Genomic DNA, 24844 nt, shown 5'->3' with positions numbered 1-24844 from the left:
TCCAAATGATGCAAAATAAACCTAGAGTATTTTTTAAAACTTTTGGCTGTAGAACTAATCTATTTGATACGCAAGTTATGATTAATTCTCTAATAGATTTTATTCAAACGCCCTATGAAGAAGATTCTGATATTATTGTAATTAATTCTTGCACCGTTACTAATGGTGCAGATAGCGGGGTTAGAAATTATGTTAATCGCCTCCAAAACGAAGGAAAAAAAATCTTTTTTACAGGCTGTGGAGTAAAAACTCAAGGGAAAGATTTATTGCAAAAAGGACTAATTTTTGGAGCTTTTGGACATTCCTACAAAGAAGATATTAACAAGATTCTCAAACAATCACAAAGCTTTTATTTAGAAGGGGATTTAGAAAGCCTAGATAAAAATATTATCACTGATTTTGTTGGCAAAAGTCGTGCTTTCATCAAGATTCAAGAAGGTTGTGATTTTGCTTGCTCCTATTGCATTATCCCAAGTGTTAGAGGCAAAGCAAGAAGTTTCCCCAAAGAAAAAATCATCAATCAAATCAAAAAACTCACACAAAATGGTTTTAGTGAGTTTATTTTAACAGGCACAAATATGGGAAGCTGGGGAAAAGATTTGGGAGAAAATATCACCAAACTCTTAGAATCTATTTGCGCTATTCCACAAGTAAAACGCTTGCGATTAGGCAGCCTAGAACCATCGCAAATCACTCAAGATTTTTTAGATTTTTTAGACAACCCAAAAATCGAAAAACATTTACATATCGCCTTGCAACATACATCACCCTTTATGTTAAAGCTTATGAATCGCCAAAATACTTTTGAGAAAGACTTAGAGCTTTTTCATACAATTGCACAAAAGGGATTTGCACTAGGAAGCGATTTCATCGTAGGACATCCACAAGAAAGTCAAAAAATCTGGGAAGAGGCTTTTAAAAACTTTGAAATGTTGCCACTTACTCATTTGCATAGTTTTATTTATAGCCCTCGCTCTAACACCCTTTCTGCCACCCTCAAAGAAACTATCCCCGGCAATATAGCAAGGGAACGCAAAAAAAACATAGAAGAAAAAATAGCACAAAACAATTTTGCTTTTAGACAAAACCTAGCTCACACCAAAACTCCTCTCAATATTCTCATAGAGGATTGCAAATTTGAAAATAACACTTATACTAGCCTAGGCTTTGATGAATATTACAACAAAATTCAAATAAGCTCAAAAAATCCGATACAAAAAGATTCTTGGATTGAAATTAATAATTTTATCCCAAAAATGGACAAAAACTATGCAGAAATCTAAAACCCTTTATTTTGGAATCTTTGCCTTATTGCTTTGTGCGATTGTTTTTAGCGTTTTAATCTTTAAAGATTCTGCCACACTCATCAGCACTACTCATTTAGAAAAAATCACACAAAACTCTCTCCCAAACAATGCAAAAATCAAAGGAGAATACCTCTATTTTGACATCAATGGACAATCCTATAAAATCGCCAAAGACGCCATAGACTTGAAACAATTCGCCCAAAAAATACCTTTGGAAATCAAACAAGAGAGTGGATTTATAACCAACCTTATAATCAATATTTTTGCAATCTTTTTGGTTGTTATATTATTATTTTTGTTTTTAGTGCTTTTTAATCGAACAAAACTTCAACAATCTTTTACACAAGAAACCAAAAAAACACCAAATTACCAACAACAAGCCAAAATGATTGCTAATGAAGCTTTTATGCTGCACAATATAAAACCCATTCATTCTAACTTAACTTTTGATGATGTTGCTGGAATTGATGAAGCCAAAGAAGAATTAAAAGAAATCGTTGATTACCTAAAATTCCCAAAAAAATATCAAGATTTTGGAATCAAACTCCCTAGAGGAGTGCTTTTAGTCGGTCCTCCCGGTGTTGGAAAAACCCTTATTGCCAAAGCTCTTGCAGGGGAAGCTAAGGTTCCCTTTTTTTATCAAAGTGGAGCAAGTTTTGTGCAAATTTATGCGGGTATGGGAGCAAAAAGAGTGCATGATTTATTTACCAAAGCCAAACTCAATGTCCCTGCAATTATTTTTATTGATGAAATTGATGCTGTGGGGAAAGCACGGGGTGGAATGCGAAATGATGAGAGAGAAACTACACTCAATCAGCTTCTAACAGAAATGGATGGCTTTGAAGATAGCAATGGAATTATCGTTATTGGTGCCACAAATAATATTGAATCAATGGATAAAGCCCTTCTTAGAAGTGGGAGGTTTGATAGAAGAATCTTTGTTGAATTGCCAAACCTGCAAGAAAGAATCAAAATCTTAAAAGTGCATACAAAAAACAAAAAGTGCGATTTTGATTATGAAGAAGTAGCTAGGCTTTGTATAGGTTTTAGTGGTGCAGCAATTGCTTCTTTAATCAATGAAGCAGCCCTTTGTGCAATCAAGCGAGATTCTAAAATCATTCAAAAAGAAGATATTTTAAATGTGCGTGATAAAGTGATGATTGGGATTAGAAAAAAACTAAGCTTTAGCGAAAAAGAAAAAGAGATTTTGGCTTATTATCAAGCCGCAAAAGCATTCAGTGCTTATTGGTTTGAAGTCCCTTTTGAAAAAATTACTTTAATGAGTGATGGCTTAAAGCAATTAGACAAAGAATTTCTCAGCAAGAATGAATTAGAAAATCAAATCAAAATTTATCTTTCTGGAATTGCTGCATTAGAGCTTCTTTATTCAGAACATTATTCACATTCCAAAAACGATTTAAACGAAGCCAAAAATCTTGCATACAAAATGGTAGAAACTTATGGAATGGGAGAATTTTTATTGGGCAGGGAAGAAGATATTGTCAAAATATTAGAAACTTGCAAAAACGAGCGATTTAATTTCTTCAAAAACTATCGCAACCATTTAGAAAAAATCCAAAAACAACTTTTAATCAATGAGAGATTAGAATACAATGAAATAGGTAGTTTAATCCATGGGGAATTTTAAAGTTTTTGGAGAATGTAAAATCCCTTCATTTGTCCCAAAGTCCCTTTTGTGTGATTTTAGCGTTGTAGGTATGCAACAAGATTCCAAATACGCCATTAATTACACACTTTCTTTACTCAAACAGCACAAAAGAATCCAAAGATTAATTTTAATCTTCCCACATTCTTTGCCAACATCTTGCCTTTCTGAAATACAAAAATTCCATTGCAAAATCTATTTTTTCTTGCAAAAAGATTCCAAATCTTTTTGTGATTGCAAATCACTAAGTCAATTTGGCTTAGTGATTGCATTATAATTAGTAAGCCTTTCTACCACATTGCCACTCTATTTCTTTTGCACCTAATATGCCTTGTGCTTGTGGAATCGCATCAATTTTTACAAACATTCCAACTTTAAGCGCTGTAAATTTCTCATGAGTATCCCAAGCACCAAAAACGCCACAATCATCGCCTTTTAATTCTGTATAAGGAAATACTTGAATCTCAACATTTCCGCTAGGTCCTGCTATTGTAATTGTTTTTTTAGCATCATTCACACTTACAATTTGCCCATTAATATCCATATCTGCTAGAGCTGGAACACTCAATAAACCTGCCATTATGACACCCATTAGACTTTTTCTTAATTTCATTTTTTATCCTTTGTATTGAATTACAAACAAAATTCTAATGTATCTTTGTGTATTTTTTGTCAAGATTCTAACAAGTTTTATCACTTTAAACTTCCATACACTCATAATTACCATCCAAAATCCCAAAAAATATATGCTAGAATTCCAAAAATACTATATAAGAGGTTCTTTTGAAAAAAAATATTATCCAACCAAACACCTTAATGTTAGCCCCTCTTGCAGGATATAGCGATTTGCCCTTTAGGGAGGTTGTCAAAAAATTTGGTGCTGATATTACTGTTAGCGAGATGATAAGTGTCCATGCCCTCGCTTTTAAAAACAAAAAAACTATCAAAATGATAGAAAAATCACCGCTTGAGAATCCTTTCGCACTCCAAATTGCAGGAAATGATTTTGGAATCATCCAAAAAGCTGTAGAATTCCTCAATGAATTCAAAAATGAAATCCAAATCCTAGATTTGAACTGCGGCTGCCCTGCCCCAAAAGTCTCTAGCCATGGGAGTGGCAGTTCTTTATTAAAAGATTTAAACAAACTTGTAAAGATTCTGCAACTTCTAAGAGAAACAAGCGTATTCCCTTATTTAAGCGTCAAAGTTCGTTTGGGTTTTGACAAAAAAATTCCATTAGAAATTGCAAATGCTCTTAATGATTCCCCTATTGATTATGTAGTTGTGCATGGGCGAACAAAAAGCGATGGATACAAAAAGGATAAGATTGATTATGATTCTATTAGACTTATCAAACAAAATATCCAACACCCTTTAATTGCTAATGGAGAAATTACCTCCCCACAAATTGCCAAAAAAGTACAAGAATTAACAGGGGCTGAAGGTGTTATGATAGGTAGAGCAGCCATTGAAAAACCTTGGATTTTTACTCAAATTAAAAACAATTTAGAAGAATCCATTGAGCTAAGAAAACAAGTTGCGTTAGAACATTTTGATAGGACTATTAGCTTTAGAGGGGATTATGGCGCTATTATGTTTAGAAAAAACCTCCACGCTTATTCTAAGGGATTAAAAGGGGCGAGTGATTTTAGAAACAAAGTCAATGCCATAACCAATCCTGCACTTATGCGAGAAGAGATTTTTAACTTCTTTACGCATAGCAGTTTTGAAAACTAACATTTAAAAGAATCTAATTGCTGATTTAAATTATTTGCTTTTTGTGAAATTTCATTAGTAATTTCATTGATAGAATCAACACTTTTGCTGTTTTCTTGTGTGAGATTCTCGACTTTGCCAACTTGTTCTAATATCTCATTAACCGCCGAGAAAAGCTCATTCATTTTTTGTAAAATCTCTAAAGAATCCTGCACAGAGATTTCTAACATTTTCACATTATTTTCAAGAATCTGAGTGCTCTCCATAGAAGAATCCGAAACCTTTGTAATATTTTGCACATTATCATTCATCGCACTATTAGAATCATTGATTGATTGTATCATCATATTGACGACTGCATTAATTTCCCCCAAACTTTTTTGTGTCCTCTCTGCAAGTTTCCTCACCTCATCAGCCACCACAGCAAACCCTCTTCCAGCTTCCCCTGCCCTAGCAGCTTCAATATTTGCATTCAACGCCAAAAGGCTTGTTTGATCTGCAATTTCTGAAATAATCGTCAAAACACCCTTAATTTTATCTGTTTCTTGCGCACTCACAGAAAGTTTATCGGCTATTTCATGCTCAACACTCACATTTTCTTGGACATCATTTGCTACTTTAATAAGCAATTCTTTGGTTTGCAAAAGCTCCTTAGTGGTTACTTGGATATTTTTTGTACTTTTTTGAACAAGCTCCATTGATTCATTTAATAACGATTCGATATTTTTCCCTAATTTTGTGCTTTCTTCAATCACTTCAGCAGATTTTCCAACCCTTTCATTAATCTCTTTAGAAGCGATAAATAAACGATTTGCTTGTGCAATATTTTGATGGCTTAAATCTTTAGCGTTTAACACCATATTTGCAATCTTTTGAATAAAATCATTGATATAAGAATTCGCCTTAGAAATTTCATTTCTATTTCTTGTTGGCAACCTTTTTGTCAAATCTCCATCACCTTGGGATAAGTCATAAGCAATATTAGATAAACGAGAAATAGGATTAAAAACCCAGCGATTAATCAACAACAAAAGCAACGCTAATGCTATCACACCCACAACCGCCATCCAAATAACGATTTTTGCTTTGATTGTGTTGGCATTTTTTATTAAACTTTGGCTAGAAATTTGCATTTCAGCAACACCCAAAACATCTCCTAATTGAGAAGTTGCATGACACATCAAACAATTCTCTTCTGCAATGATAGGTTTTGCCATCAAATAGCCTCTATCTTTTTCATTATTATAAACACGAATATCCTCTTGCTTGGATTCAAAGACTTTTAAAATCTCATCTTTTTGGGTAAAAGTTTTATTAAGCCCCATAAGCTCTATCACTTCTTTTGAAGGAAAAACCTCCATATTGACAATCCCCGGAACTTTCTTAGCCCCTTCAATAAAACCGCCAATTACCAAAGGATCACCCGTATTCATTGCCACTTTTAACCCTTCAAAAAGCATTGCATTAAGCTTATTTAACTCCCCAGTAGAGCTACTTTTTGCAATATCATCAAAGCCTTTTTCCAAATTAAAATACACCAACCCCAAAAGCATTGCTAAGAAAACTACAATTATGGCAATAATTCTTGAGCGTATAGTCCTAAACATTTTCCCCTCTCCTCATCTTCACATTTCATTTTTAAGCTATCAATCATACATTACCAAAAATTACAAACATCTTATTTATATTTTAATTATTTATTTATAGTTTGCAATCCTCACTTACCCACCATTATATTTACCCTCTATGCAATGGTATCTTTACTTCAAACTCTACTCCCTCTTTATGATTTGCAAAAGTAATATCGCCTCTCATTTTCTCTAAAATCATTTTTACCATAGATAGTCCAATTCCATTTCCATTTTCCTTAGTTGTGAAATAAGTTTCAAAAATCCTATTAGCGACTTCTGCACAGATTCCTCCTCCATTATCCCCTACTTTTATGATACACATTCCTTGTTTATTTTGACAAGTAATCTTGATATTTCCCTCTTTGATTTCTCCTTTTTGGATTCTAGCTTTGATAGCTTCAAGAGCATTATCAATCAACACAATAATAATTTGCCAAAATTCATTTTTGCTAGCAAAAATCTGCATTTTTTCATTTTTAGACAACAGCTCAATAGAAATTCCTTTATCCACAAGTCGATAAAACAACTCCAAAATATTTTTAATCTCTTGATACACACAAACTTCTTCTTTTGCTTTTGAAGGATTATAAAATTCTCTAAATTCCTCAATAGTTTTAGACATAAATTGAATCTGCCCCAACATTATATTGATATATTTTTCAATATTTTCTGCATTGATTTCACCAAATTTATTCATTTCTTTGAAATTTTGACAAAGCAAATATAAAGCATTCAAAGGTTGCTTCCACTGATGGGCGATATTTCCCAACATTTTCCCCATCTCCTCCATTTTGCTCTTTTGTGCCAGCATAGCCCGCTTATCATTCAACTCTTTCTCAAGATTTACAATATCTGAAATATCCACAAAAGTAAAACACAAATCCACTTTTTGCATATAATAAAAAAGCGAAATACTCACAATAGCCGACAAACTTTGATTGTTTTTCCCTATCAATTGCATTTTAAAACTTTGACGCTTTTTGCTTTCTCTAGCCTTGTAGATTCCCTCTAAAATACTTTCTTTATTCTTTTTATCGCTAAACAACTCTATGAAATCTAATCCCACAATCTCTTTGCCAAAAATCTCCAATGCACCTGAATTGCTTTTAATAACCTTAAAATCCTCATCGCGTATAATTACAATGGGATTCAAACTATTCTCAAATAGATAGTTAGAAAAATAATCACTAAACATTCTTTGTGCGATTTCATACTCAACTTGTTTTGCTAATTCCTGATTGAAACCTTGAATCCTTTCTTGATTATCAACCATCAATTCTTCATCTTGTATCTTTTTATTTCTTTGCATTGGACAACCTCCTTATCATCACAAAACATTAATCACAAAAACAATATCAAAAAATTAATATTCCATCTCCTTTTATTATAGTTTTCAAATTTCCTTATGTTATATTTTATCGTAATAATTTATCCAATTAAAGCTTTTTATTGTATTGGTTTTGCTAAAATTCTCAAATTTTATTTGTTAAGGCAATTGTAATGACAACTTCTTTTTTACTTGAAATAGGAACGCAAGAACTTCCTGCTATCCCACTTTTGGCAGAGATTCCAAACATCAAACAAAAATTAAGCAAAATTTTGCAAAATCATCGCTTATTGTGTGATTTTGATTTCTACTATACACCACGACGCTTAGTCATCATTGCAAATCAATTTCCAACTTCACAAAGCCCTCAAGTGCTTGAATTTTTTGGTCCGCCAACCACCATTGCTTATAAAGATGGCAATCCAACTCAAGCTGCCCTAAGCTTCTTCAAAAAATGCGGCATCACTCAAGAAGAAGCAAGCACAATCACAAAAGACAACAAAGAAATTCTTTATTTCAAAAAAGAATCCCCAAAAGCACCTGCACAAGACTTATTGCAAACTATCACAAAAGAATTTCTAGAATCACTCAATTTTGGCAAGACTATGCGTTGGGGAGACCAAAAAGAATCTTTTATCCGCCCTATCTCTTGGATTTTATGCCTGCTAAATAACACACCAATTAGCCTAAATCTCTATGGAGTAGTATCCCAAAACCAAACTTTCATTCATAGAAATATTAGCTTTGCACCACAAGAAGTTACAAGCATTGATAATTATTTTGAAATTTTAAAAAGGGGTATGGTTATCCTCAATCAAGAAGATAGACGCACTAAAATATTACAAGAAATTCAAGAGATTCAATCCCAAAAAAATATCAAAGTAGAAATTGATGAAAATCTTTTAGAAGAAATTGTTTGCATTACAGAATATCCAACCGCTCTATTTGGTGAATTTAGCGAGCGTTTCTTAGAACTACCAGCTCCTTGCATTATTACTTCTATGAAAGTTAATCAACGCTACTTTGCAACCTACAAAGGCGAGAATCTCTACAATGGTTTTATTGTAGTTTCAAATAGTCTAGCTCAAGATTCTAATGCCATTATCCAAGGCAATATCAAAGTTTTGCGTGCTAGATTAGAAGATGCACTCTTCTTTTATCACAATGATCTCAAAAATGGATTTATGCCAGAAAAACTCAAAAATGTAACCTTTGTAGAAGGCTTAGGCTCTATGTGGGATAAAACTCAAAGAGAAAGGCAAATCATCAAGCTAATTGCCCCACTTTTCACAAAAAACCTTGAAAAAGAAAATCAAGATATTGGGCTAACTTTGGAGATTCTTGACCAAGCTAGTATGTTTTCAAAAGCTGACTTAATGAGTGAAATGGTTTATGAATTCACCGAATTACAAGGAATTATGGGATATTATTATGCGAATGCTTTAGGCTATGATAGCAAAGTAGCCCTTGCTATCAAAGAGCAATATTTACCAAATTCCGAAGAAAGCCCTCTCCCTAGCAATCTTATTAGTGCATTTGTAGCGCTTGCTTACAAACTTGATAATCTCTTTGCACTCTTTAGTATCCATAAAATCCCTAGTGGCTCCAGAGATCCATTTGCCTTAAGACGCGCTGCTATAGGAATTATCAAAATTATTTTGCATTTTAATTTATCTTTTGATTTACAAAAAATATCCTCGCTTTTAAGCCCTCTTTATAAGCCTTTTGATTTGCAACAATTAGAAAATTTTATCTTAGAGAGAATGGATTCTATGTTTGATTACAATCCTTCTTTATTGCGAGCAATTTTGGCAACTAATGAGAAAAATATATTGCAAATCTACCAAAAGCTTGATGCATTAAATTCAGTCCTCAAAAATGCAGATAAAAATCTTTTAATGCAAACCTTCAAAAGAGTAGCTAATATCACAAAAGAAGTCAATCTCTCTTCTAGCTTAGCTATCAAACAAGATAAGCTACTAGCCACAGAAGAAATAGAGCTTCACAAGGCATTTTGCCTCTATGAAGAAAAATCCCCAACGCTTAATTATCAAGAACAGCTACAAATGCTTTTAGACCTCAATCCTCTGCTTAGTAGATTCTTTGATAAAGTCCTAGTAAATGCCCCTGATGAAGATTTTAGGAATAATCGCAAGAATCTCATTGCAAGAATCTATCAAGCCTTTTTAAATATTGCTGATATTAGAGAAATTAGCTTTTAGAGTCTTCTCTTGGATTTAACGCAACTCAAAAAACAAATTGAACTCAAAAAGCAAAATTACCCCCAAGAATGGCTTGGTAGAAGCCTTGCCTATACACCTTATCAACCGCGTCCCATTAAAGAAATTCTTACCAAAACAAAACAATATTACCCCAAAAATATCTACTCTATCCCAAATACAAAAGATTTTTTAGAATTCTCACAAAATAAAGAAAAGGAAGCCTCTTGCTTTTTGTTGGATATTCTTGAAAACCTTACATTTGTTAGACGCTATGTCAATGTGCCTCTTATTTTTAATTATCCCATCATCGATACTTATCAAATCCTAGAATCTTTAGTTTTTGGGGCAGATTGCATTATTCTAACTCCATCAATTTTATCTCAAAAAAACCTCAAAGAATTGAGTGATTTTGCTATCAAAATCGGATTAGAAAGAATCTTCACTATCAATTCCAAAGAAGACTTAAGCAAAGCCATTTTTGCAAAAGCTGATATCTTAAATCTCCAAAACAATTCAAATCTTATTCCCCTAATCCCGCAAAAAAAAATCATCTTAGCCCAAAAAAATCCACAAAAGATTCAAGGAATTGATACCTATATAGAGGACTTTTAGCAAAAGAAAATTAAATTATTACACTTTTTAAGTATTCTTTTAGTTTCTTTTGGTTAAAAACTTTGCTTATTTTTATTGAGGAGTTTTTATGTCATTAATGATTAATGAAGAATGTATTGCCTGTGATGCATGTAGGGAAGAATGCCCAAATGAAGCAATAGAAGAGGGAGATCCATATTATATTATTGACCCAGAGCGTTGCACAGAATGCTATGGTTTTTATGATGAGCCTGCTTGTTTATCTGTTTGCCCTGTTGATGCGATTGTTTCTGACCCAGATAATATTGAATCGCTTGAAGAATTAAAATTCAAATATTCTCAACTCCACAAAGAAGATTAATGGCAAAAATCACCGCAATTATTGATATTGGCTCTAATTCTGCTAGAATGGCGATTTTTGAAAAAACCAGCCATTTTGGATTTCATCTACTTTATGAAACAAAAAGCAAAGTAAGAATCTCAGAATCCACCTATGAAAACAATGGTTTTTTACAGCCAGAACCCATGCAAAGAGCCATCAATGCATTGCAAGATTTTTTGTGGATAGCCAAACTTCACAAAGCAAGAAAAATCATTTGTGTAGCAACTTCAGCCCTAAGAGATGCCCCTAACAAAAATATTTTTTTACAAGAAGCCAGGAAAATTGGCTTAAACATTAAGGTTATTAGTGGAGAAGAAGAAGCTTATTTTGGAGCATTAGCAGCTCTTAATCTCCTTCCTTACAAAGAAGGAATCACCATTGACATTGGCGGAGGTAGCACAGAATGTGCTTTGATACAAAACCACAAAATTATCGATAAAATCTCACTCAACCTTGGCACAATTCGCCTTAAAGAACTCTTTTTTGACAAAGGTGATTATCAAGGTGCACATGCTTTTGTCCTAGCAAATCTAAACACCCTCCCAAACCACTTCAAAAATCCAAAAATTTTTGGAATTGGTGGAACAGCTAGAGCCTTAAGCAAAGCCATACAAAAACAAATCAATTATCCCTTAAATACACTCCATGCTTTTGAATATCCTTTTAAAGATTATTGCAGTTTTTTCAAAACTATTTATACAAGCGAGCAAAAAGATTTATTAAAATTAAATATCAAAGAAGAGCGTTTAGATTCTATTCAAGGTGGGGCTCTAATTTTCCATTTAGCACTCAATCTTTTTGAAGCAAAAACAATCGTAACAAGCGGCGTTGGAGTAAGAGAAGGGGTATTTTTGCATGATCTTTTGCGTCATCACAACCAGCACTTTCCACCAAACTTTAACCCTAGTGTTAGAAATCTCAAAGATAGATTCATCAAATATCCTAGGCATTCTAAAATTATCAAAAAACTCGCTAACCAGCTCTTTGAAATTCAAGATTCTTTGAAACTCTTAGACTTTGCTTACAAAAAACATCTCAATATCGCCGCAGAACTTTGCAACATCGGAATAGCACTTAACTTTTATGAAAAAAACCACCATGGAAATTATCTTTTATTTAATGCGCTAAATTATGCCTTAACACACAAAGATAGGCTAATTATCGCCACTCTTATCCGCTACAACAATAAAAAAATCCCAGAAGATTTGCCCTACAAACAACTTCTCCCTCCAATAGAAGTTTTGCAAATCCTGAGTTTTTTTGTTGCACTTGCAGAGATTCTAAGCTACAATCCACAACCAGAATCTTTTGTTTTTAATTTCCTAAAAGATGAAAATTACACATTAGAAATTCGCCACACAAATTTTTCTTACCTCACAAAAGAAAAACTAAAAAAACTCACTCTTCCAAAATTCTTTCGGTTGAAATTATGCTAAAACCCATAAAAGTCGCTTTTATTCGTCTTACCGCTATGGGTGATATTATTCATAGTGCAAGCATTTTGCCTCTTTTGCACCAACAACTTTCACAAACCCACAATCCTACTTTTCATTGGTATGTTGATAGTTCTTTTAAAGAAATACTAGAATCTTCCCCCTTTGTCGATAAACTCATTGCCATTCCACTCAAGCAAAGCATCCAGCAAAAAAGCTTCAAAAATCTCTATTTGATTTACAAAACCCTAAAATCCGAATCTTATGATATTGTCATTGATTTACAAGGGCTTATTAAATCTGCTATTGTCGGGAAGATTCTCCACTCCAAAAAATATGTTGGCTTTGACTTTAAAAGCACAAAGGAATCTCTAGCCGCCCTTTTTTATACCCAAAAAATCCATATCCCCTATCATGAACACATTCTTTTACGCAATGCCACCCTAGCTTTTAATGCGTTAAATCTACCCACCCCAAATTTACAAACACTTTTTAATCCCAAACCCTTTTTAAGCTTCAATCCCGCACTCACTCCACAACTACCCAAAAATTCTAAAAATATCCTTTTTGTGCTAGAAACCTCAAAACCAAATAAAACCTATCCAAAAGCCCTATTTTTGGAGCTAGTCAAACTCTTTAATGCCATTGGAATATCCCCTATTCTTCTTACCCATAAAACCACCATTAATGATTCTTCATTGCATTTTTATCATTTCACAAATCTAAGTCTCAATGCCATTAAAGCACTCTTAGCACAAATGGATTTAATTATTGGAGGGGATACAGGAATCACTCATTTAGCATGGGCATTACAAAAACCTTCTATCACGCTTTTTGGAGCAACTCCACCAAAAAGATTCCACCTGCAAACTCCAATCAATCTTTATCTTGTAGCTACTCCAGATAATACCAACAAAAAAAGCTATGATAAAAAAAACTTTAGCATCCAAACTATCCCTCCACAAGAAATTTTCAATCTTGCAAAATCCCTATTAGAGAGAAAAATATGAAAAAACTGCTACTTTTTTCTTTTTTAAACCTTTTGGGCTATTTCTTTTTGTATATGCCACATTTTTTGCGTTTAGGATTTGCAAAATTAATTGCTTTACTTTTGTTCCTTTTGGACAAAAGACGCAAATTTGATTTGCTTACAAACCTAGATTTTGCTTATAATAATACACTTTCAAAAGAGCAAAAAAAAGAAATTTTAAAGACAAATTATTTGAATTTAGTTTATAACTCCATTAGTTTTTTTATGCTCGCTGTTAGCACAAAAGAAAGAATCCTAAAAACCATTCACATTGACAAACCAGAAATTATCCAAAATTTACTCGATAATCACACAAATATTGTTTTTGTAACTGCCCATTTTGGAAATTGGGAATACACAACTCCCGCATTTTCTTGTTATTTCAATCATCGCATTACAGCAGTTGCACGCATGACTCCCTATCCCCTTATTAACGAGTACCTCATTCAAGTGCGTTCCAAATTCAATATCCACATTCTTGATAAAAAAGGTGCTGCCATTCCCCTTGCTAAAGCACTCAAAAAAGATAGAGTAGTAGGGATTGTTACTGACCAAAATACAGCCAACAAAGAAGGGGAGCTTGTCAATTTCTTTGGCAAAAAAGTCCGCCACACACCCATTGCTTCTCTTTTGGCAAGAAAATTTGATGCCAAAATCATACATTTTATTGCGTATTATTCCAAAGATTACAAAAAGATTCTCATCAAGATTCTACCTCCCATAGAATTCCAAAAAACACAAAATGCACAAGAAGATATCCACAACCTCACACAAATTCAAAGCGATATTTTAGAGCAAATTATCAAAGAAAATCCAAAAGAATGGCTATGGTTCCATAAAAAATTCAAAAATCAATATGAAGAAATCTACAAAGGGCATTCTAATGAATAAAATTTCTGCTGTCATTCTTACCAAAAATTCCCAAAGACTTCTTTTTGAAGTTTTAAAATCTCTTAAAGAACTTGATGAAGTCATAATTTTGGATAATGGCTCTAATGATGATACTCTAAAAATTGCGCAAAGTTTTGCAAATGTAAAGATTCACAAACATGATTTTATAGGTTTTGGCAAACTCAAACAACTTGGTAGCAAACTTGCAAAAAATGATTGGATTCTTTCTATTGATAGCGATGAAATTGCCTCAAAAGATCTCATTGATGAAATTCTCCATTATCCGCTAAAAAATGATTTTTGTTATAGCTATGATGTCAAAAACTACTTTAATGGACGGCATATTAGAAGTTGTGGTTGGTATCCAGATAGATTTTGTGGTATTTATAATAGAAAAAATGCTGATTTTGATGATAGCGAAGTCCATGAAAAAATTGTCGCTTTAAATTCTGAACTGAAAGTAATTCCACTAAAAGGCTATATTTCCCACTTTCCCTATGCCAACACAAATGATTTTCTAAATAAGATGCAAAAATACACAACCCTCTATGCCAAAGATTTCTGCAACAAAAAACAAAGCTCCCCCCTTAAAGCATTAGTACATTCGCTATGGTGTTTTATTAAAAACTATTTCTTTCAAAAGGGATTTTTGGAGGGTTATGAAGGTTTCGTTATTGCTAGCTATAACGCACAAACTGCGTTTTGGAAATACATCAAACTCTATGAAGCCAACAAAAAGGTAAAATATGAAAATTCTAATCATTAAACTACGCAATATAGGCGATGTTTTACTTATTAGCCCACTCTTTTATAATCTTAAAAAATATTATGGCGATTCTTGTATTTTAGATGTTTTAGTCAATGCTGGCACAGAAAAGATTCTACAAACACAATATCTCAACCAAATCCACACCCTAAAAAGAAATCCAAACAAACTTCAAAGAATCTATGATGAATTAGCATTGCTAAAAGCCATTAAAAAAGAAAAATACGATATGGTAATTGGACTTACAAGCGGCGAAAGAAGTGCTTTTTTGGCATTTTGGAGTGGTGCTAAAATACGCGTTGGTTTTCCGCCCAACTCTTTTTGGTCAAAAAATCTCTACACCCACAAACTCACACCAAAACACCAACACAATCTTGAAGATAATCTTGAAGCACTAAGAATCTTAAATATCCCCATTCTTTCAAAAAAAGTCCTTACTCCTATGCCACAAAAAACCACAAATCTTAACAATCTGCCCCCACATTTCATTCATCTTCATCTCTTTAGTCGTTGGTTTTTTAAATGCCTTGATGACTCCTTTTGTGCTAAAATCATTGACACTATCACACAAACCTATCATATCCCTTGTGTATTGACTGCTGCAAAAGATTCTAGAGAATCTAAAAAACTACAAAACATTCTTAAACTTTGCCTTAGCAAGCCTCTTTATTTTGATGGCACACTCACTCTCCCTGAAGTTTCTTTGCTCAATTCAAAAGCCCTCGCATTTGTTGGAGTAGATACTGCCATTATGCACTTATCAGCAGCCAACAATATCCCCACTTTTGCCTTTTTTGGTCCTAGCGGAGTGGCAAGTTGGGGTCCTTGGGATAATGACTTAGATTCTAGCACCTACAACAAACAAAATGGAATCCAACAAATGGGCAAACATTTTGTTTATCAAGAAGATTTTGATTGTATTCCCTGTGGAAGGGCTGGTTGCAATGATACTAAAATAAGCGATTGCTTACTCTCAAGACTTAATCAACAAAAAGCCCTCTCATATCTTTTGGATTTTTTAAACAATATAATCCGCCACCATTGATTTACTTTACTCTTTTTGTCCTCTTGTGATATTTTTATTTCTTATAGCTAATTCAAAACGATTCTATCCATGCAACTTTGCAAAATTTCAAGCATTTTAAACATAGAAACCCTCATTATTTTATTCATTTTTAGTTTTATTTGTGCCATAATTTCAAAATTTTTATAATAAGTGAGTTTTGTATGCTAATTAAAGGTGCGATGATTTGTGATGCAAATGGTGAATACAAAGGCGATATTCGTATAGAAAATGAGAAAATTACAGAAGTTGAACGCAATATTCTACCCCAAGAAAATGAGGAAATTTTCCAAGCAGAGGGAATGACAATCTTACCAAGCGCTATTGATTTAAACACGCGTATTCAAAATTTCAACAAAGAAAATCTACTTAAACTTTCCTCTAAAGCTGCCCTAGGAGGCATTGGATTAGCTACTTTGATACCAGAGAGTGAAGATTCTACCAATACAGAACTTGCCATAGAATTGCTTGATGCACTAAAAGACACTTTTCAAGCACAGATTCTAGGGCTTGTGCAAAATACAAATAAAAATATCTCAACACTTCACAAAAAAGGTGCAAAAGGGATTTATGCAAAATCCAATGAAAATGGCAATTCACTCCGTATGGCTTGCGAATTTGCATTAATGCTTGATGTGCCGATATTTTTTGATTGTGAAGATGAATCATTGAGTGCTAATGGTGTGATGAACGAAAGCGAGCTTAGTGGAAAATTAGGATTATCAGGCATCACAGAACTTAGCGAGACAAAAGAAGTTGCTATGATTAGCGAATTAGTGCATTTTATGAAAATAAAGGCTGTTTTTGATGCTATTGCCTCCACTAGAAGCATTGAAATTTTACAAACCACCAAAAAAACTCACCCCGATATTTTCATACAAACCTCTATTCACCATTTAATGCTTACAGAAAATTTATGCAATCACTACAACACCTTAGCCAAAATCAAGCCTCCTTTAAAATCCGAAAAAACTCGCACAAAACTTCTTAACCACCTTAAAGCTATGGAAATTGATTTATTGACTTCTTTGCAATCTCCCTACTCTCTCTCCCAAAAAGATTTACCCTTTGATGAAGCAGCCTTTGGGATTGATATGATAGATTATTTCGTGCCAATGTGCTATACACTTTTGGTAAAAAACTCTCATATGTCTTTAACAGAACTAAGCAAAATACTCTCTTTAAATCCTGCACAAATTTTGGGATTAAAAGATTATGGTCTCATACAAAAAGGCTATTATGCAAATTTGATTGTATTAGATACCAAAGAAAACCAAGTCATTGACAACAAAGAATCCCCTTATTATGACTGGATTTTCACAGGAAAAATCAAAGGGCATTTTATTAAGGGCAAAAAAATCTTTTAAGGACTAATGATGAATGCAAAAATAGAAGAAAAACTTTTATTATTAATGGATAAATTTTTTGAATGGGCAATCAATTTTACCCCTCATCTAATCAGTGCCATCTTAATCCTACTTTTTGGATACTATCTTGCTAGAATCCTCTCTAAATACACCTCAAAAGCAATCATCAAAGCAACCAAAGATGAAACTTTGGGAGTTTTTTTGAAAAATGTTGTTTTTGCTGGAATCTTACTTCTAACCTTTATCACCGCCTTAAGCAATCTTGGCGTTAAAACAACCTCAATTATAGCTGTCTTAGGGACTGCTGGTTTGGCAATTGCTTTGTCACTAAAGGATTCTTTATCTAATCTTGCAAGCGGAATTATTTTGGTTGTTTTAAGAAGATTTAATCGCGGAGATGTCATTAGCGTAAATTCTATGGTAGGCAAAGTTGATTCTATCAACCTTTTTGAAACCAAACTCACAACACTAGACAATCAAGTCATCATTATGCCAAATTCCCTTCTTGTTTCTACACCCATTATCAATATCAATATCAATCCAACACGAAGAATGGATTTAATCTTTGGAATTGATTATGGTAGCGACATTGCCAAAGCAAAGGAAATTTTAGAAGAAATTTTCAACGAAGATTCTTTGGTGCTAAAAGATCCTGCACCTGTTATAGGTGTAAATGCACTAAATGCTAGCAGTGTGGATTTGCTTGTGAGGTTTTGGGTTAATACAGCAGATTATTTTCAAGCCAACATTACTCTTCCCCAAAAAGTTAAAGCAACCTTTGAACAAAAGGGCATTGAAATACCTTACAACAAGCTTGATATTAATATCAATCCCACCCAAACTCCATTGCTTAGGGGAGATAAATAATGTATCTTATTGGGGCTGATTATTTATTGCTTTGCAATGAGGATTTTTCTATCATTAAAAATGGCGGAATCTACTTCAATGAAAATGAAATTTTAGAAATTGATACCTATGAAAATCTCCAAAACAAACCTACAAAATCCCAAAAATATTACCAAAACTGCGTAATTACCCCTGCACTGACAAACTTACATATTCATTTAGAATTTAGCCAAAATGAAGGGAGTTTGAAGTTTGGTAATTTTGGAAAATGGCTTGATAGTGTAATAGAAAATCGAGAATCCCTCATGGATTCTTCACTTCAATTACAAATGCAAAATACTATCCAAACTCTTTTGCAAAGTGGCGTAGGCTTTGTAGGGGCAATCTCTAGCTATGGGTATGATTTAGAAGCTTTAGCAAATAGCCCTTTACGCGTTTTGTATTTCAATGAAGCCATCGGTTCTAAAGTAGAAGCTTTGGATATGCTCTACCAAAATCTACTTGCAAGATTGCAAGATTCACAGCAATTCTCTTCTCATCATTTCTTCCCTGCATTAGCTATTCACTCGCCCTATTCTGTGCATTCTAAAATGCTACAAAAAGTTTTAAATCTCGCCAAAACTCAATCTCTGCCCCTTAGCGTACATTTTTTAGAATCCAAAGAAGAAAGAGAGTGGCTAGAAACCAAAAAGGGCTATTTTCAAGGCTTTTTTGAAAGATTTTTCCACACAAAAATGCAACCCTTTTATACCATTTCTGACTTTTTAAATTCTTTTAGAGGGCTAAAACCTTATTTTGTCCATTGTTTAGAAGCCACACACAAAGACTTAGAAATGATTGCAAAAATGCAAGGGAAAATTATCTCTTGCCCCAAATCAAATCGCTTATTAAACAACAAAATTTTAGATTTAAATCTCTGCAAACAATCTCAAATCCACCCTATTTTTGCAACCGATGGCAAAAGCTCTAATGATTCGCTCTCTTTGCTTGATGAATTACGCACTGCCTTGTATGCCTATATGGATTATGATCTTGAATCTTTGGCAAAAGATTTGTTGCTTGGAGTTACCTACTATGCCCACAAAGATAATCCCCTAGGCATCAAAGCAGGAAGCTTAAAAAAGGGATTTTTGCCAGACTTTGCAGTTTTCAAAACCAAAGCCAAAGAGCAACTTGCACTCATGTTACTATTATACACCAAAAAAGCCGAAGCTCTTTATATTGGCGGAAAACAAATTATTTAAGGATTTTTATGGAAAAACTAGCAATTTTTAGAGAATATGATATACGCGGAATCTACAATCAAGATCTCACAGAAAAAAATGTAATCAAAATTGGTTTTCTAATCGGAGAAGAACTCAAAAAACGAGGGGGCAAAACGCTTGGGATTGGTTATGATGCAAGAGTGCATTCAGAAATCATCTTCCAGTGGCTTTGTAGCGGAATTGAAGCAAGTGGAATCATCACTTACAATTTAGGACAGATTCCAACCCCTGTAGGGTATTTTGCTCTTTTTACAGATTTTGATGGATTAAAGCTTGATGGTAGCATTATGATTACAGGCTCACACAATCCACCACAATACAATGGTTTTAAAATTACACTTCTAAAAGAACCTTTTTTTGGCAAGGATATTTACCAGCTAGAGCAAAAATTTTATGCTCTAGATTCTATCAACACCAAACCTGCTAACCCCAAAAAACTTAATGCGCTAGAAAAATACATTGAATTTTTAACCAAAGAATTTCAAAGTTTAAAAGGCTTGAAAATTCCTATTAGCATTGATTGTGGCAATGGCATAGCAGGAGTTGGGATTGCAGAAATCCTAAAAAGACTAGAATTGCACTTTGAGGGCTTATATCTTAATCCTGATGGGACTTTCCCAAACCATCATCCAGATCCAAGCGAAGAAAAAAATCTAAAAGATATTAAAGCTTTGGTAGCAAAAAATGGCGGTATTGGATTTGCCTTTGATGGAGATGGTGATAGATTAGCAGTCATCAAAGAAAATAAAGTCTATAAAGGCGATGAATTAGCTATTATTTTTGCACAAAAGATTCCAAATCCTATTATCATCGGCGAAGTAAAATGCTCTTTAAATATGTTTGAATCTATCAACAAAATCGGCAAAGCCATTATGTATAAAACAGGGCATAGCAATCTCAAAGTCAAGCTCAAAGAAACCAACGCTCATCTTGCGTTTGAAGTGAGTGGGCATATTTTCTTTAATGATAGATATTTTGGTTTTGATGATGCTATTTATGCAGCTTTACGCGTTTTAGAACTCATCAAAGAAGATGGATTAGAATTTGATAGAATCCTACAAACTCTACCCAAACTCTACTCCACAGATGAAATCAAGATTCCAACTACTGAAAATCAAAAGTTTGCAATTATCCAAGAATTACAACAAATCCTAAAAAATCCACCTGCAAACTTCCCTAAAATTGTAGAAATTATTGATATTGATGGTTTGAGAGTTATTTTTGAAGAAGGTTGGGGATTAATTAGAGCTAGCAACACTACCCCAATGCTTGTAACTCGCTTTGAAGCCAAAAGCGAATACGCCAAAGAAACTTACCAAAAAGCACTCTTAGATTTACTTAATTTTAAAGGATAGAGAATGGACCAAATCACCCTACAATCCCCTTTTGATATGCACTTGCATCTACGCGATGGAGAGATACTGCAAAATGTCGCACAACATACCACCAAAAGCTTTTCTTATGCACTTATTATGCCAAATCTTAATCCACCTATCTTAGATACAAAATCTGCTTTAGCTTACCAACAAAGAATCCTACAAGCCACACAAGGAGGCGATTTCACTCCAATAATGTCGTTATATCTTAATGAAAATTTAGGGCTTGATGACTTGCAAGAAGCCAAAGACAATGGAATCTTTATACTAAAACTCTACCCAAAAGGTGCAACCACAGGAAGCGAAAATGGTGTAAGCGAAATCTTAAGTGATAAAATTTTAGAGATTTTAGAAATTGCACAAAATTTGGGAATGATTCTAAGCATTCATGGAGAAACAAATGGCTTTGTTTTGGATAGAGAAGTAGAATTTCATTCCATTTTTGAATACCTTGCCAAAAATTTTCCTAAGTTAAAAATCATCTTTGAACACTTAAGCGATAGACGCTCTATTCCTTTGGTAGAAAAATATGATAACCTCTTTGCAACTTTGACTTTGCACCACATTTTATTAAGCTTAGATGATGTGATTGGAGGAATGCTAAATCCACATTATTTTTGCAAGCCTATTTTAAAAACAAAAAAGGACCAAGAATCTCTATTGCAAACCGCATTACAAGCACATCAAAAATTCTCTTTTGGTAGTGATTCTGCTCCACATTTAAAAAGCAACAAAGAATCCCAAAAAGGCTCTGCTGGAATCTTTAGTGCCCCTATTTTGCTTCAAGCACTCACACAAACTTTTGAAGCCCATAACGCATTAGAAAATCTTGAATCTTTTATTAGCATTAATGCTAGCAAAATTTATGGTTTAACTCGCACAAGCAAACAAATCACGCTCACAAAAAAGCCTTTTCAAGTCCCACAAGAATATGCAGGCATTGTCCCGATGTTTGCTGGACAAACACTGCAATGGAGTTTAGCATAATGTCAAAAATCGCAATTTATCCCGGGACTTTTGACCCTATCACAAATGGGCATCTTGATATTGTCCAAAGAGCTTGTAAACTTTTTGATGGGCTAATCATTGCTGTGGCAAAAAGTGAAAACAAAAAACCTCTTTTTAGTCAAGAACAACGCATAGAAATGGCAAAACTTGCTATCAAAGAACTTCAATTGAGTTTCCCCTCCCTTTATGTTTATGGCTTTGACAATTTGGTAGCTGACTTTGCCAAAGAGCAAAATTCCAATATTCTTATAAGAGGACTTAGAGCGGTGAGTGATTTTGAATATGAATTGCAAATGGGCTATGCCAATGCTTCTTTAAATCCAAAGCTAGAAACCATTTATCTTATGCCTTCTTTGCAAAATGCGTTTATTAGCTCAAGTGTTGTTCGCTCTATCTTATCCCATGGAGGAGAAATCAAGCATTTAACCCCAAAAAGTGTAAGCAATTTCATAAAGGAAAGCAATGTATGTAGTCATTGAAGGAATTGATACTAGCGGCAAAAGCACACAGATTCAAGAACTTAAACTTGCCCTCCAAGAAGCAATCTTTACTTTTGAGCCGGGTGCTACCCCTCTTGGAAAAAAGCTCCGAAAAATCTTATTAGAAGATTCCATTGAGCTAGATTCAAGGGCAGAAATGTTGCTATTTTTGGCAGATAGGGCACAACACGCCTATGAAATACTCAAAGCCAACCCCGATAAATTAATCATTTCTGATAGAAGTTTAATTTCTGGAATGGCTTATGCAAAAGACTTTGATTTTGAAACTCTTAAAGCCTTTAATCTCTTTGCTACACAGGGAATATTGCCGCAAAAAGTTATATTTTTGGAATTGCAAAAAGAAGATTTACAACAACGCCTCCAATCAAAAAATGAAGACAAAATAGAACAAAGAGGGCTAGAGTATCTTTTGGAACTCCAACAAAGAACAAAAGCCATTATAAAAAAGCTACAACTTCCTTACATTTCTATCAATGCCAATCTTCCAAAAACAACAATCACTCAACAAATTATCAACTTTATCAAAGAGTAAAATTTGCGGTGTTTGCTATGTGGAAACCTTACTTTTTTTACTCTTTGCAAGGCGTGCTTTGAAGATATTAAAATCCAGCCAAAGATTAGAAAAATAGATAATCTTAAAGTTTATAGCTTTTATGATTATCAAGATATCGAATATTTACTCCATGCTAAATACCATATTATCGGTAGCAAAATTTATAAAATTTTAACCTCCAAAATCAATCTTTATCTAAAAGAGATTCTAAACCAACCACTGCAAGCTTATGGGATTGGGATTGATGATAAAATCAGCCAAAAAGGTTATGCCCATAATGCTATTTTTCTTAAGAATCTAAAAAGTTTGGGTATTACGCCACTCTACCACACACTATTAGCCAAAAATCCGGTATCTTATGCGGGCAAAGATTTAAAATTTCGCCAAAATAATCCTCGAAATTTTTACCTCACTCAAAATGTAGAGAAAAAAGAAATTATTTTGATAGATGACATCATCACTACAGGCTCCACGCTCAAAGAGGCACAAAAATACCTCTATGCAAATGGCGCTAATGTTTTAATGGCATTTGTCTTAAGCGATGCGAAATATTAATCTTTCAAATAATATTCAATAGTAGAAACTACACGCACTTTTTTAATATGTGAAGTATTTCTATCTCGATTAGAAATGCTAAACTGCCCTTGAGAAGCCTTTTTGATTTTACCTAAACTGCTTTGAGAATCTTGTGCAAATTTCTTTGCCACTTCCCTTGCATTAAAAGTCGCTTCCTCTATCATTTGAGGCTTTATGTCATTTAGCTTTGTATAAAGATATTCAATCTCATAATCCTCAACCTTGACAATCAAGCCATCTTTGCCAAGTTCTGCGATTTTCTCTAATATTTTTCGCCCTAAATCCACTTCTTTTGTATAAACCAACACTTCACCTTGCCCATTATAGCGATAAGCAATATTTTGAACTTCGCTATAAGAATTTCCCACTTTGTCAGTAATCCTTGGAGCTTTTAATGTGATTTCCTCCTTTTTAATTCCCTCTTTCTCCAAAAACATCAAAATCTTTTTAGAATCTTCTGCCAAATCTCTATACAAAAGATTCAAATCATTATTAGCTCGCGTAAAACTTACTGGAAAAATCATCACATCAGCTTGCACTTCTCTTTCGCTCAATCCTTTGACTATAACACTTCTATCCATTGATTTAAAAGCCATGATTCCTTGCATAAACCCATAACCCAAAACTATACTACATACCACAAAAAATATCCCCAAAATGGTTACACTTATTTTGCTCATCACTTTACCTCAATATTTAAAATTTCTACATTTTTTGGAGTGGTGTCCACGATGCGATTCGAACGCATGGCCTCACGATTAGGAATCGTGTGCTCTATCCAGCTGAGCTACGAGGACAAAAAGTTATTGAATTTACACAAGAAGGCTCCCCAAAGGGAGCAAAGAAGTTATTTTTTTGCAGCTGCAACAGCGTCTTTAAGACCTTTACCTGCTTTAAATTTAGGAACAAATTTATCTTTTGTTTTATATTTTTTATTTGTTCCTGGAACTGTTCCTTCTTTTCCTTTTTGAAGCACAGTTTCAAATTTACCAAAACCTACAAGTTCAACACTACCATCTTTTTTGGAAAGAGCTTTTTCAATTGCAGCAACGAATGCACTAATTGCTTTTTCAGCTTCTTTTTTTGTTTCATACTCACCGACTTGTTTTACTAAGTCAACAAATTCTGATTTGTTCATCTTTGGAAACCTCCATATTTTTATTTTGAACAACATATTTTAGCATAAAATATTTACTTTTCAAGACTTTTAATGCAAAAAATAGGGAATTTCTGAAGTTTTATTGAATATTTTTGCTCCATCACTTAAATTCTCACCTCCCTTATAAACAATAAAACTAACATTTGCCATTAACACACCTCAAGCCTTT

The 24844-nt window shown here is 33.7% G+C and carries 25 protein-coding genes and 1 tRNA gene; 20 read left to right on the top strand and 6 right to left on the bottom strand.

The window, feature by feature from the left end; genetic code table 11:
- The first annotated feature begins 8 nt into the window (after window positions 1-8).
- Genes mtaB through EL247_RS03380 form a run of 3 tightly spaced genes read left to right on the top strand, consistent with a single transcriptional unit; the run spans window position 9 to window position 3250 of the window.
- Entirely contained in the window at window positions 9-1283 is a 1275-nt protein-coding gene (gene mtaB / locus EL247_RS03390) for a tRNA (N(6)-L-threonylcarbamoyladenosine(37)-C(2))-methylthiotransferase MtaB (RefSeq protein ID WP_081003360.1), read from the top strand.
- Window positions 1270-2955 carry an AAA family ATPase gene (locus EL247_RS03385; RefSeq protein ID WP_104745711.1) on the top strand — a complete coding sequence of 562 codons (1686 nt, stop codon included), beginning with the start codon at window positions 1270-1272 and terminating at the stop codon, window positions 2953-2955. The genes mtaB and EL247_RS03385 overlap by 14 nt, the downstream gene beginning before the upstream one ends.
- Window positions 2942-3250: a hypothetical protein gene (locus EL247_RS03380; RefSeq protein ID WP_104745671.1), complete on the top strand. Its 309-nt coding sequence runs from the start codon at window positions 2942-2944 to the stop codon at window positions 3248-3250. The genes EL247_RS03385 and EL247_RS03380 overlap by 14 nt, the downstream gene beginning before the upstream one ends.
- On the opposite strand, the gene EL247_RS03375 is transcribed toward EL247_RS03380, so the two are convergent.
- The gene (locus EL247_RS03375) at window positions 3251-3586 is read right to left on the bottom strand and encodes a DUF5666 domain-containing protein (RefSeq protein ID WP_005023236.1); all 336 of its coding nucleotides are present in this window, start codon (window positions 3584-3586) and stop codon (window positions 3251-3253) included. It abuts the gene before it with no gap.
- Between the two features lie 203 nt (window positions 3587-3789).
- On the opposite strand from EL247_RS03375, the gene EL247_RS03370 reads away from it, so the two are divergent.
- Complete coding sequence (locus EL247_RS03370; protein WP_077246807.1) at window positions 3790-4710, top strand: tRNA dihydrouridine synthase; 921 nt, start codon at window positions 3790-3792, stop codon at window positions 4708-4710.
- On the opposite strand, the gene EL247_RS03365 is transcribed toward EL247_RS03370, so the two are convergent.
- Window positions 4707-6296, bottom strand: coding sequence for a methyl-accepting chemotaxis protein (locus EL247_RS03365; protein WP_126442003.1), 1590 nt, complete (start codon window positions 6294-6296; stop codon window positions 4707-4709). The genes EL247_RS03370 and EL247_RS03365 overlap by 4 nt on opposite strands.
- Window positions 6297-6426: 130 nt before the next feature.
- Window positions 6427-7629 carry a sensor histidine kinase gene (locus tag EL247_RS03360; RefSeq protein WP_126442002.1) on the bottom strand — a complete coding sequence of 401 codons (1203 nt, stop codon included), beginning with the start codon at window positions 7627-7629 and terminating at the stop codon, window positions 6427-6429.
- A 191-nt stretch (window positions 7630-7820) separates the two neighbouring features.
- On the opposite strand from EL247_RS03360, the gene glyS reads away from it, so the two are divergent.
- The 16 genes from glyS to EL247_RS03280 all read left to right on the top strand — a co-directional run bounded on the left by glyS (window position 7821) and on the right by EL247_RS03280 (window position 23495).
- Entirely contained in the window at window positions 7821-9869 is a 2049-nt protein-coding gene (gene glyS, locus EL247_RS03355; protein WP_005023245.1) for a glycine--tRNA ligase subunit beta, read from the top strand.
- 9 nt (window positions 9870-9878) lie between these two features.
- Window positions 9879-10481, top strand: a complete 603-nt coding sequence (locus EL247_RS03350; protein ID WP_104745673.1) for a beta/alpha barrel domain-containing protein — start codon at window positions 9879-9881, stop codon at window positions 10479-10481.
- An 88-nt stretch (window positions 10482-10569) separates the two neighbouring features.
- A complete protein-coding gene (locus EL247_RS03345) occupies window positions 10570-10821 on the top strand; it encodes a YfhL family 4Fe-4S dicluster ferredoxin (protein WP_054195704.1) in 252 nt (83 codons plus the stop codon).
- Entirely contained in the window at window positions 10821-12278 is a 1458-nt protein-coding gene (locus EL247_RS03340) for a Ppx/GppA phosphatase family protein (RefSeq protein WP_104745674.1), read from the top strand. Before EL247_RS03345 ends, EL247_RS03340 begins: the two co-directional genes overlap by 1 nt.
- Entirely contained in the window at window positions 12272-13285 is a 1014-nt protein-coding gene (gene waaC / locus EL247_RS03335; protein ID WP_065826890.1) for a lipopolysaccharide heptosyltransferase I, read from the top strand. Before EL247_RS03340 ends, waaC begins: the two co-directional genes overlap by 7 nt.
- Complete coding sequence (locus EL247_RS03330) at window positions 13282-14196, top strand: lipid A biosynthesis lauroyl acyltransferase (protein ID WP_065829387.1); 915 nt, start codon at window positions 13282-13284, stop codon at window positions 14194-14196. The genes waaC and EL247_RS03330 overlap by 4 nt, the downstream gene beginning before the upstream one ends.
- Window positions 14189-14962 carry a glycosyltransferase family 2 protein gene (locus EL247_RS03325; protein ID WP_060661855.1) on the top strand — a complete coding sequence of 258 codons (774 nt, stop codon included), beginning with the start codon at window positions 14189-14191 and terminating at the stop codon, window positions 14960-14962. Before EL247_RS03330 ends, EL247_RS03325 begins: the two co-directional genes overlap by 8 nt.
- Window positions 14943-16007: a glycosyltransferase family 9 protein gene (locus EL247_RS03320; RefSeq protein ID WP_104745675.1), complete on the top strand. Its 1065-nt coding sequence runs from the start codon at window positions 14943-14945 to the stop codon at window positions 16005-16007. The genes EL247_RS03325 and EL247_RS03320 overlap by 20 nt, the downstream gene beginning before the upstream one ends.
- A gap of 182 nt (window positions 16008-16189) precedes the next feature.
- Window positions 16190-17392 carry an amidohydrolase family protein gene (locus EL247_RS03315; RefSeq protein WP_104745676.1) on the top strand — a complete coding sequence of 401 codons (1203 nt, stop codon included), beginning with the start codon at window positions 16190-16192 and terminating at the stop codon, window positions 17390-17392.
- A 9-nt stretch (window positions 17393-17401) separates the two neighbouring features.
- Window positions 17402-18259, top strand: a complete 858-nt coding sequence (locus EL247_RS03310) for a mechanosensitive ion channel family protein (protein ID WP_005023265.1) — start codon at window positions 17402-17404, stop codon at window positions 18257-18259.
- Window positions 18259-19482, top strand: a complete 1224-nt coding sequence (gene mqnF, locus EL247_RS03305) for an aminofutalosine deaminase family hydrolase (RefSeq protein WP_104745677.1) — start codon at window positions 18259-18261, stop codon at window positions 19480-19482. Before EL247_RS03310 ends, mqnF begins: the two co-directional genes overlap by 1 nt.
- A gap of 8 nt (window positions 19483-19490) precedes the next feature.
- Window positions 19491-20858 carry a phosphomannomutase/phosphoglucomutase gene (locus EL247_RS03300; RefSeq protein WP_104745678.1) on the top strand — a complete coding sequence of 456 codons (1368 nt, stop codon included), beginning with the start codon at window positions 19491-19493 and terminating at the stop codon, window positions 20856-20858.
- A 3-nt stretch (window positions 20859-20861) separates the two neighbouring features.
- Entirely contained in the window at window positions 20862-21866 is a 1005-nt protein-coding gene (gene pyrC, locus EL247_RS03295) for a dihydroorotase (RefSeq protein ID WP_126442001.1), read from the top strand.
- Window positions 21866-22366: a pantetheine-phosphate adenylyltransferase gene (gene coaD, locus EL247_RS03290; protein ID WP_005023275.1), complete on the top strand. Its 501-nt coding sequence runs from the start codon at window positions 21866-21868 to the stop codon at window positions 22364-22366. The genes pyrC and coaD overlap by 1 nt, the downstream gene beginning before the upstream one ends.
- On the top strand, window positions 22350-22919 hold the full coding sequence (gene tmk / locus EL247_RS03285; protein WP_104745679.1) for a dTMP kinase: 570 nt from the start codon (window positions 22350-22352) through the stop codon (window positions 22917-22919). The genes coaD and tmk overlap by 17 nt, the downstream gene beginning before the upstream one ends.
- A gap of 3 nt (window positions 22920-22922) precedes the next feature.
- Window positions 22923-23495, top strand: coding sequence for a transformation protein (locus EL247_RS03280; protein ID WP_005023278.1), 573 nt, complete (start codon window positions 22923-22925; stop codon window positions 23493-23495).
- Here the strand turns inward: EL247_RS03280 and EL247_RS03275 are convergent.
- From EL247_RS03275 to EL247_RS03265, 3 genes are all read right to left on the bottom strand, one after another.
- Window positions 23492-24196: an SIMPL domain-containing protein gene (locus EL247_RS03275; RefSeq protein WP_104745680.1), complete on the bottom strand. Its 705-nt coding sequence runs from the start codon at window positions 24194-24196 to the stop codon at window positions 23492-23494. The genes EL247_RS03280 and EL247_RS03275 overlap by 4 nt on opposite strands.
- 40 nt (window positions 24197-24236) lie before the next feature.
- A tRNA-Arg gene (locus EL247_RS03270) sits at window positions 24237-24313 on the bottom strand.
- A gap of 50 nt (window positions 24314-24363) precedes the next feature.
- Window positions 24364-24654, bottom strand: a complete 291-nt coding sequence (locus EL247_RS03265; protein WP_005023280.1) for an HU family DNA-binding protein — start codon at window positions 24652-24654, stop codon at window positions 24364-24366.
- Window positions 24655-24844 lie beyond the last annotated feature (190 nt).

The sequence above is a fragment of the Helicobacter pullorum genome (assembly GCF_900638355.1).
GTDB lineage: Bacteria > Campylobacterota > Campylobacteria > Campylobacterales > Helicobacteraceae > Helicobacter_D > Helicobacter_D pullorum.
The sequence above is the reverse complement of the archived record's forward strand: the minus strand, read 5'-3'. Positions and strand labels throughout refer to the sequence as shown.

Excerpts from the sequence above, each read along its gene's own strand:
- mtaB (WP_081003360.1), top strand. The coding sequence starts at position 9 with ATGCAAAATAAACCTAGAGTATTTTTTAAAACTTTTGGCTGTAGAACT.
- EL247_RS03310 (WP_005023265.1), top strand. The coding sequence starts at position 17,402 with ATGAATGCAAAAATAGAAGAAAAACTTTTATTATTAATGGATAAATTT.
- coaD (WP_005023275.1), top strand. The coding sequence starts at position 21,866 with ATGTCAAAAATCGCAATTTATCCCGGGACTTTTGACCCTATCACAAAT.
- waaC (WP_065826890.1), top strand. The coding sequence starts at position 12,272 with ATGCTAAAACCCATAAAAGTCGCTTTTATTCGTCTTACCGCTATGGGT.
- EL247_RS03365 (WP_126442003.1), bottom strand. The coding sequence starts at position 6,296 with ATGTTTAGGACTATACGCTCAAGAATTATTGCCATAATTGTAGTTTTC.
- EL247_RS03325 (WP_060661855.1), top strand. The coding sequence starts at position 14,189 with ATGAATAAAATTTCTGCTGTCATTCTTACCAAAAATTCCCAAAGACTT.
- EL247_RS03315 (WP_104745676.1), top strand. The coding sequence starts at position 16,190 with ATGCTAATTAAAGGTGCGATGATTTGTGATGCAAATGGTGAATACAAA.
- glyS (WP_005023245.1), top strand. The coding sequence starts at position 7,821 with ATGACAACTTCTTTTTTACTTGAAATAGGAACGCAAGAACTTCCTGCT.
- EL247_RS03340 (WP_104745674.1), top strand. The coding sequence starts at position 10,821 with ATGGCAAAAATCACCGCAATTATTGATATTGGCTCTAATTCTGCTAGA.
- EL247_RS03360 (WP_126442002.1), bottom strand. The coding sequence starts at position 7,629 with ATGCAAAGAAATAAAAAGATACAAGATGAAGAATTGATGGTTGATAAT.
- EL247_RS03330 (WP_065829387.1), top strand. The coding sequence starts at position 13,282 with ATGAAAAAACTGCTACTTTTTTCTTTTTTAAACCTTTTGGGCTATTTC.
- EL247_RS03375 (WP_005023236.1), bottom strand. The coding sequence starts at position 3,586 with ATGAAATTAAGAAAAAGTCTAATGGGTGTCATAATGGCAGGTTTATTG.
- EL247_RS03380 (WP_104745671.1), top strand. The coding sequence starts at position 2,942 with ATGGGGAATTTTAAAGTTTTTGGAGAATGTAAAATCCCTTCATTTGTC.
- EL247_RS03345 (WP_054195704.1), top strand. The coding sequence starts at position 10,570 with ATGTCATTAATGATTAATGAAGAATGTATTGCCTGTGATGCATGTAGG.
- EL247_RS03275 (WP_104745680.1), bottom strand. The coding sequence starts at position 24,196 with ATGAGCAAAATAAGTGTAACCATTTTGGGGATATTTTTTGTGGTATGT.
- EL247_RS03300 (WP_104745678.1), top strand. The coding sequence starts at position 19,491 with ATGGAAAAACTAGCAATTTTTAGAGAATATGATATACGCGGAATCTAC.
- pyrC (WP_126442001.1), top strand. The coding sequence starts at position 20,862 with ATGGACCAAATCACCCTACAATCCCCTTTTGATATGCACTTGCATCTA.
- mqnF (WP_104745677.1), top strand. The coding sequence starts at position 18,259 with ATGTATCTTATTGGGGCTGATTATTTATTGCTTTGCAATGAGGATTTT.
- EL247_RS03370 (WP_077246807.1), top strand. The coding sequence starts at position 3,790 with ATGTTAGCCCCTCTTGCAGGATATAGCGATTTGCCCTTTAGGGAGGTT.
- EL247_RS03265 (WP_005023280.1), bottom strand. The coding sequence starts at position 24,654 with ATGAACAAATCAGAATTTGTTGACTTAGTAAAACAAGTCGGTGAGTAT.
- EL247_RS03320 (WP_104745675.1), top strand. The coding sequence starts at position 14,943 with ATGAAAATTCTAATCATTAAACTACGCAATATAGGCGATGTTTTACTT.
- EL247_RS03385 (WP_104745711.1), top strand. The coding sequence starts at position 1,270 with ATGCAGAAATCTAAAACCCTTTATTTTGGAATCTTTGCCTTATTGCTT.
- tmk (WP_104745679.1), top strand. The coding sequence starts at position 22,350 with ATGTATGTAGTCATTGAAGGAATTGATACTAGCGGCAAAAGCACACAG.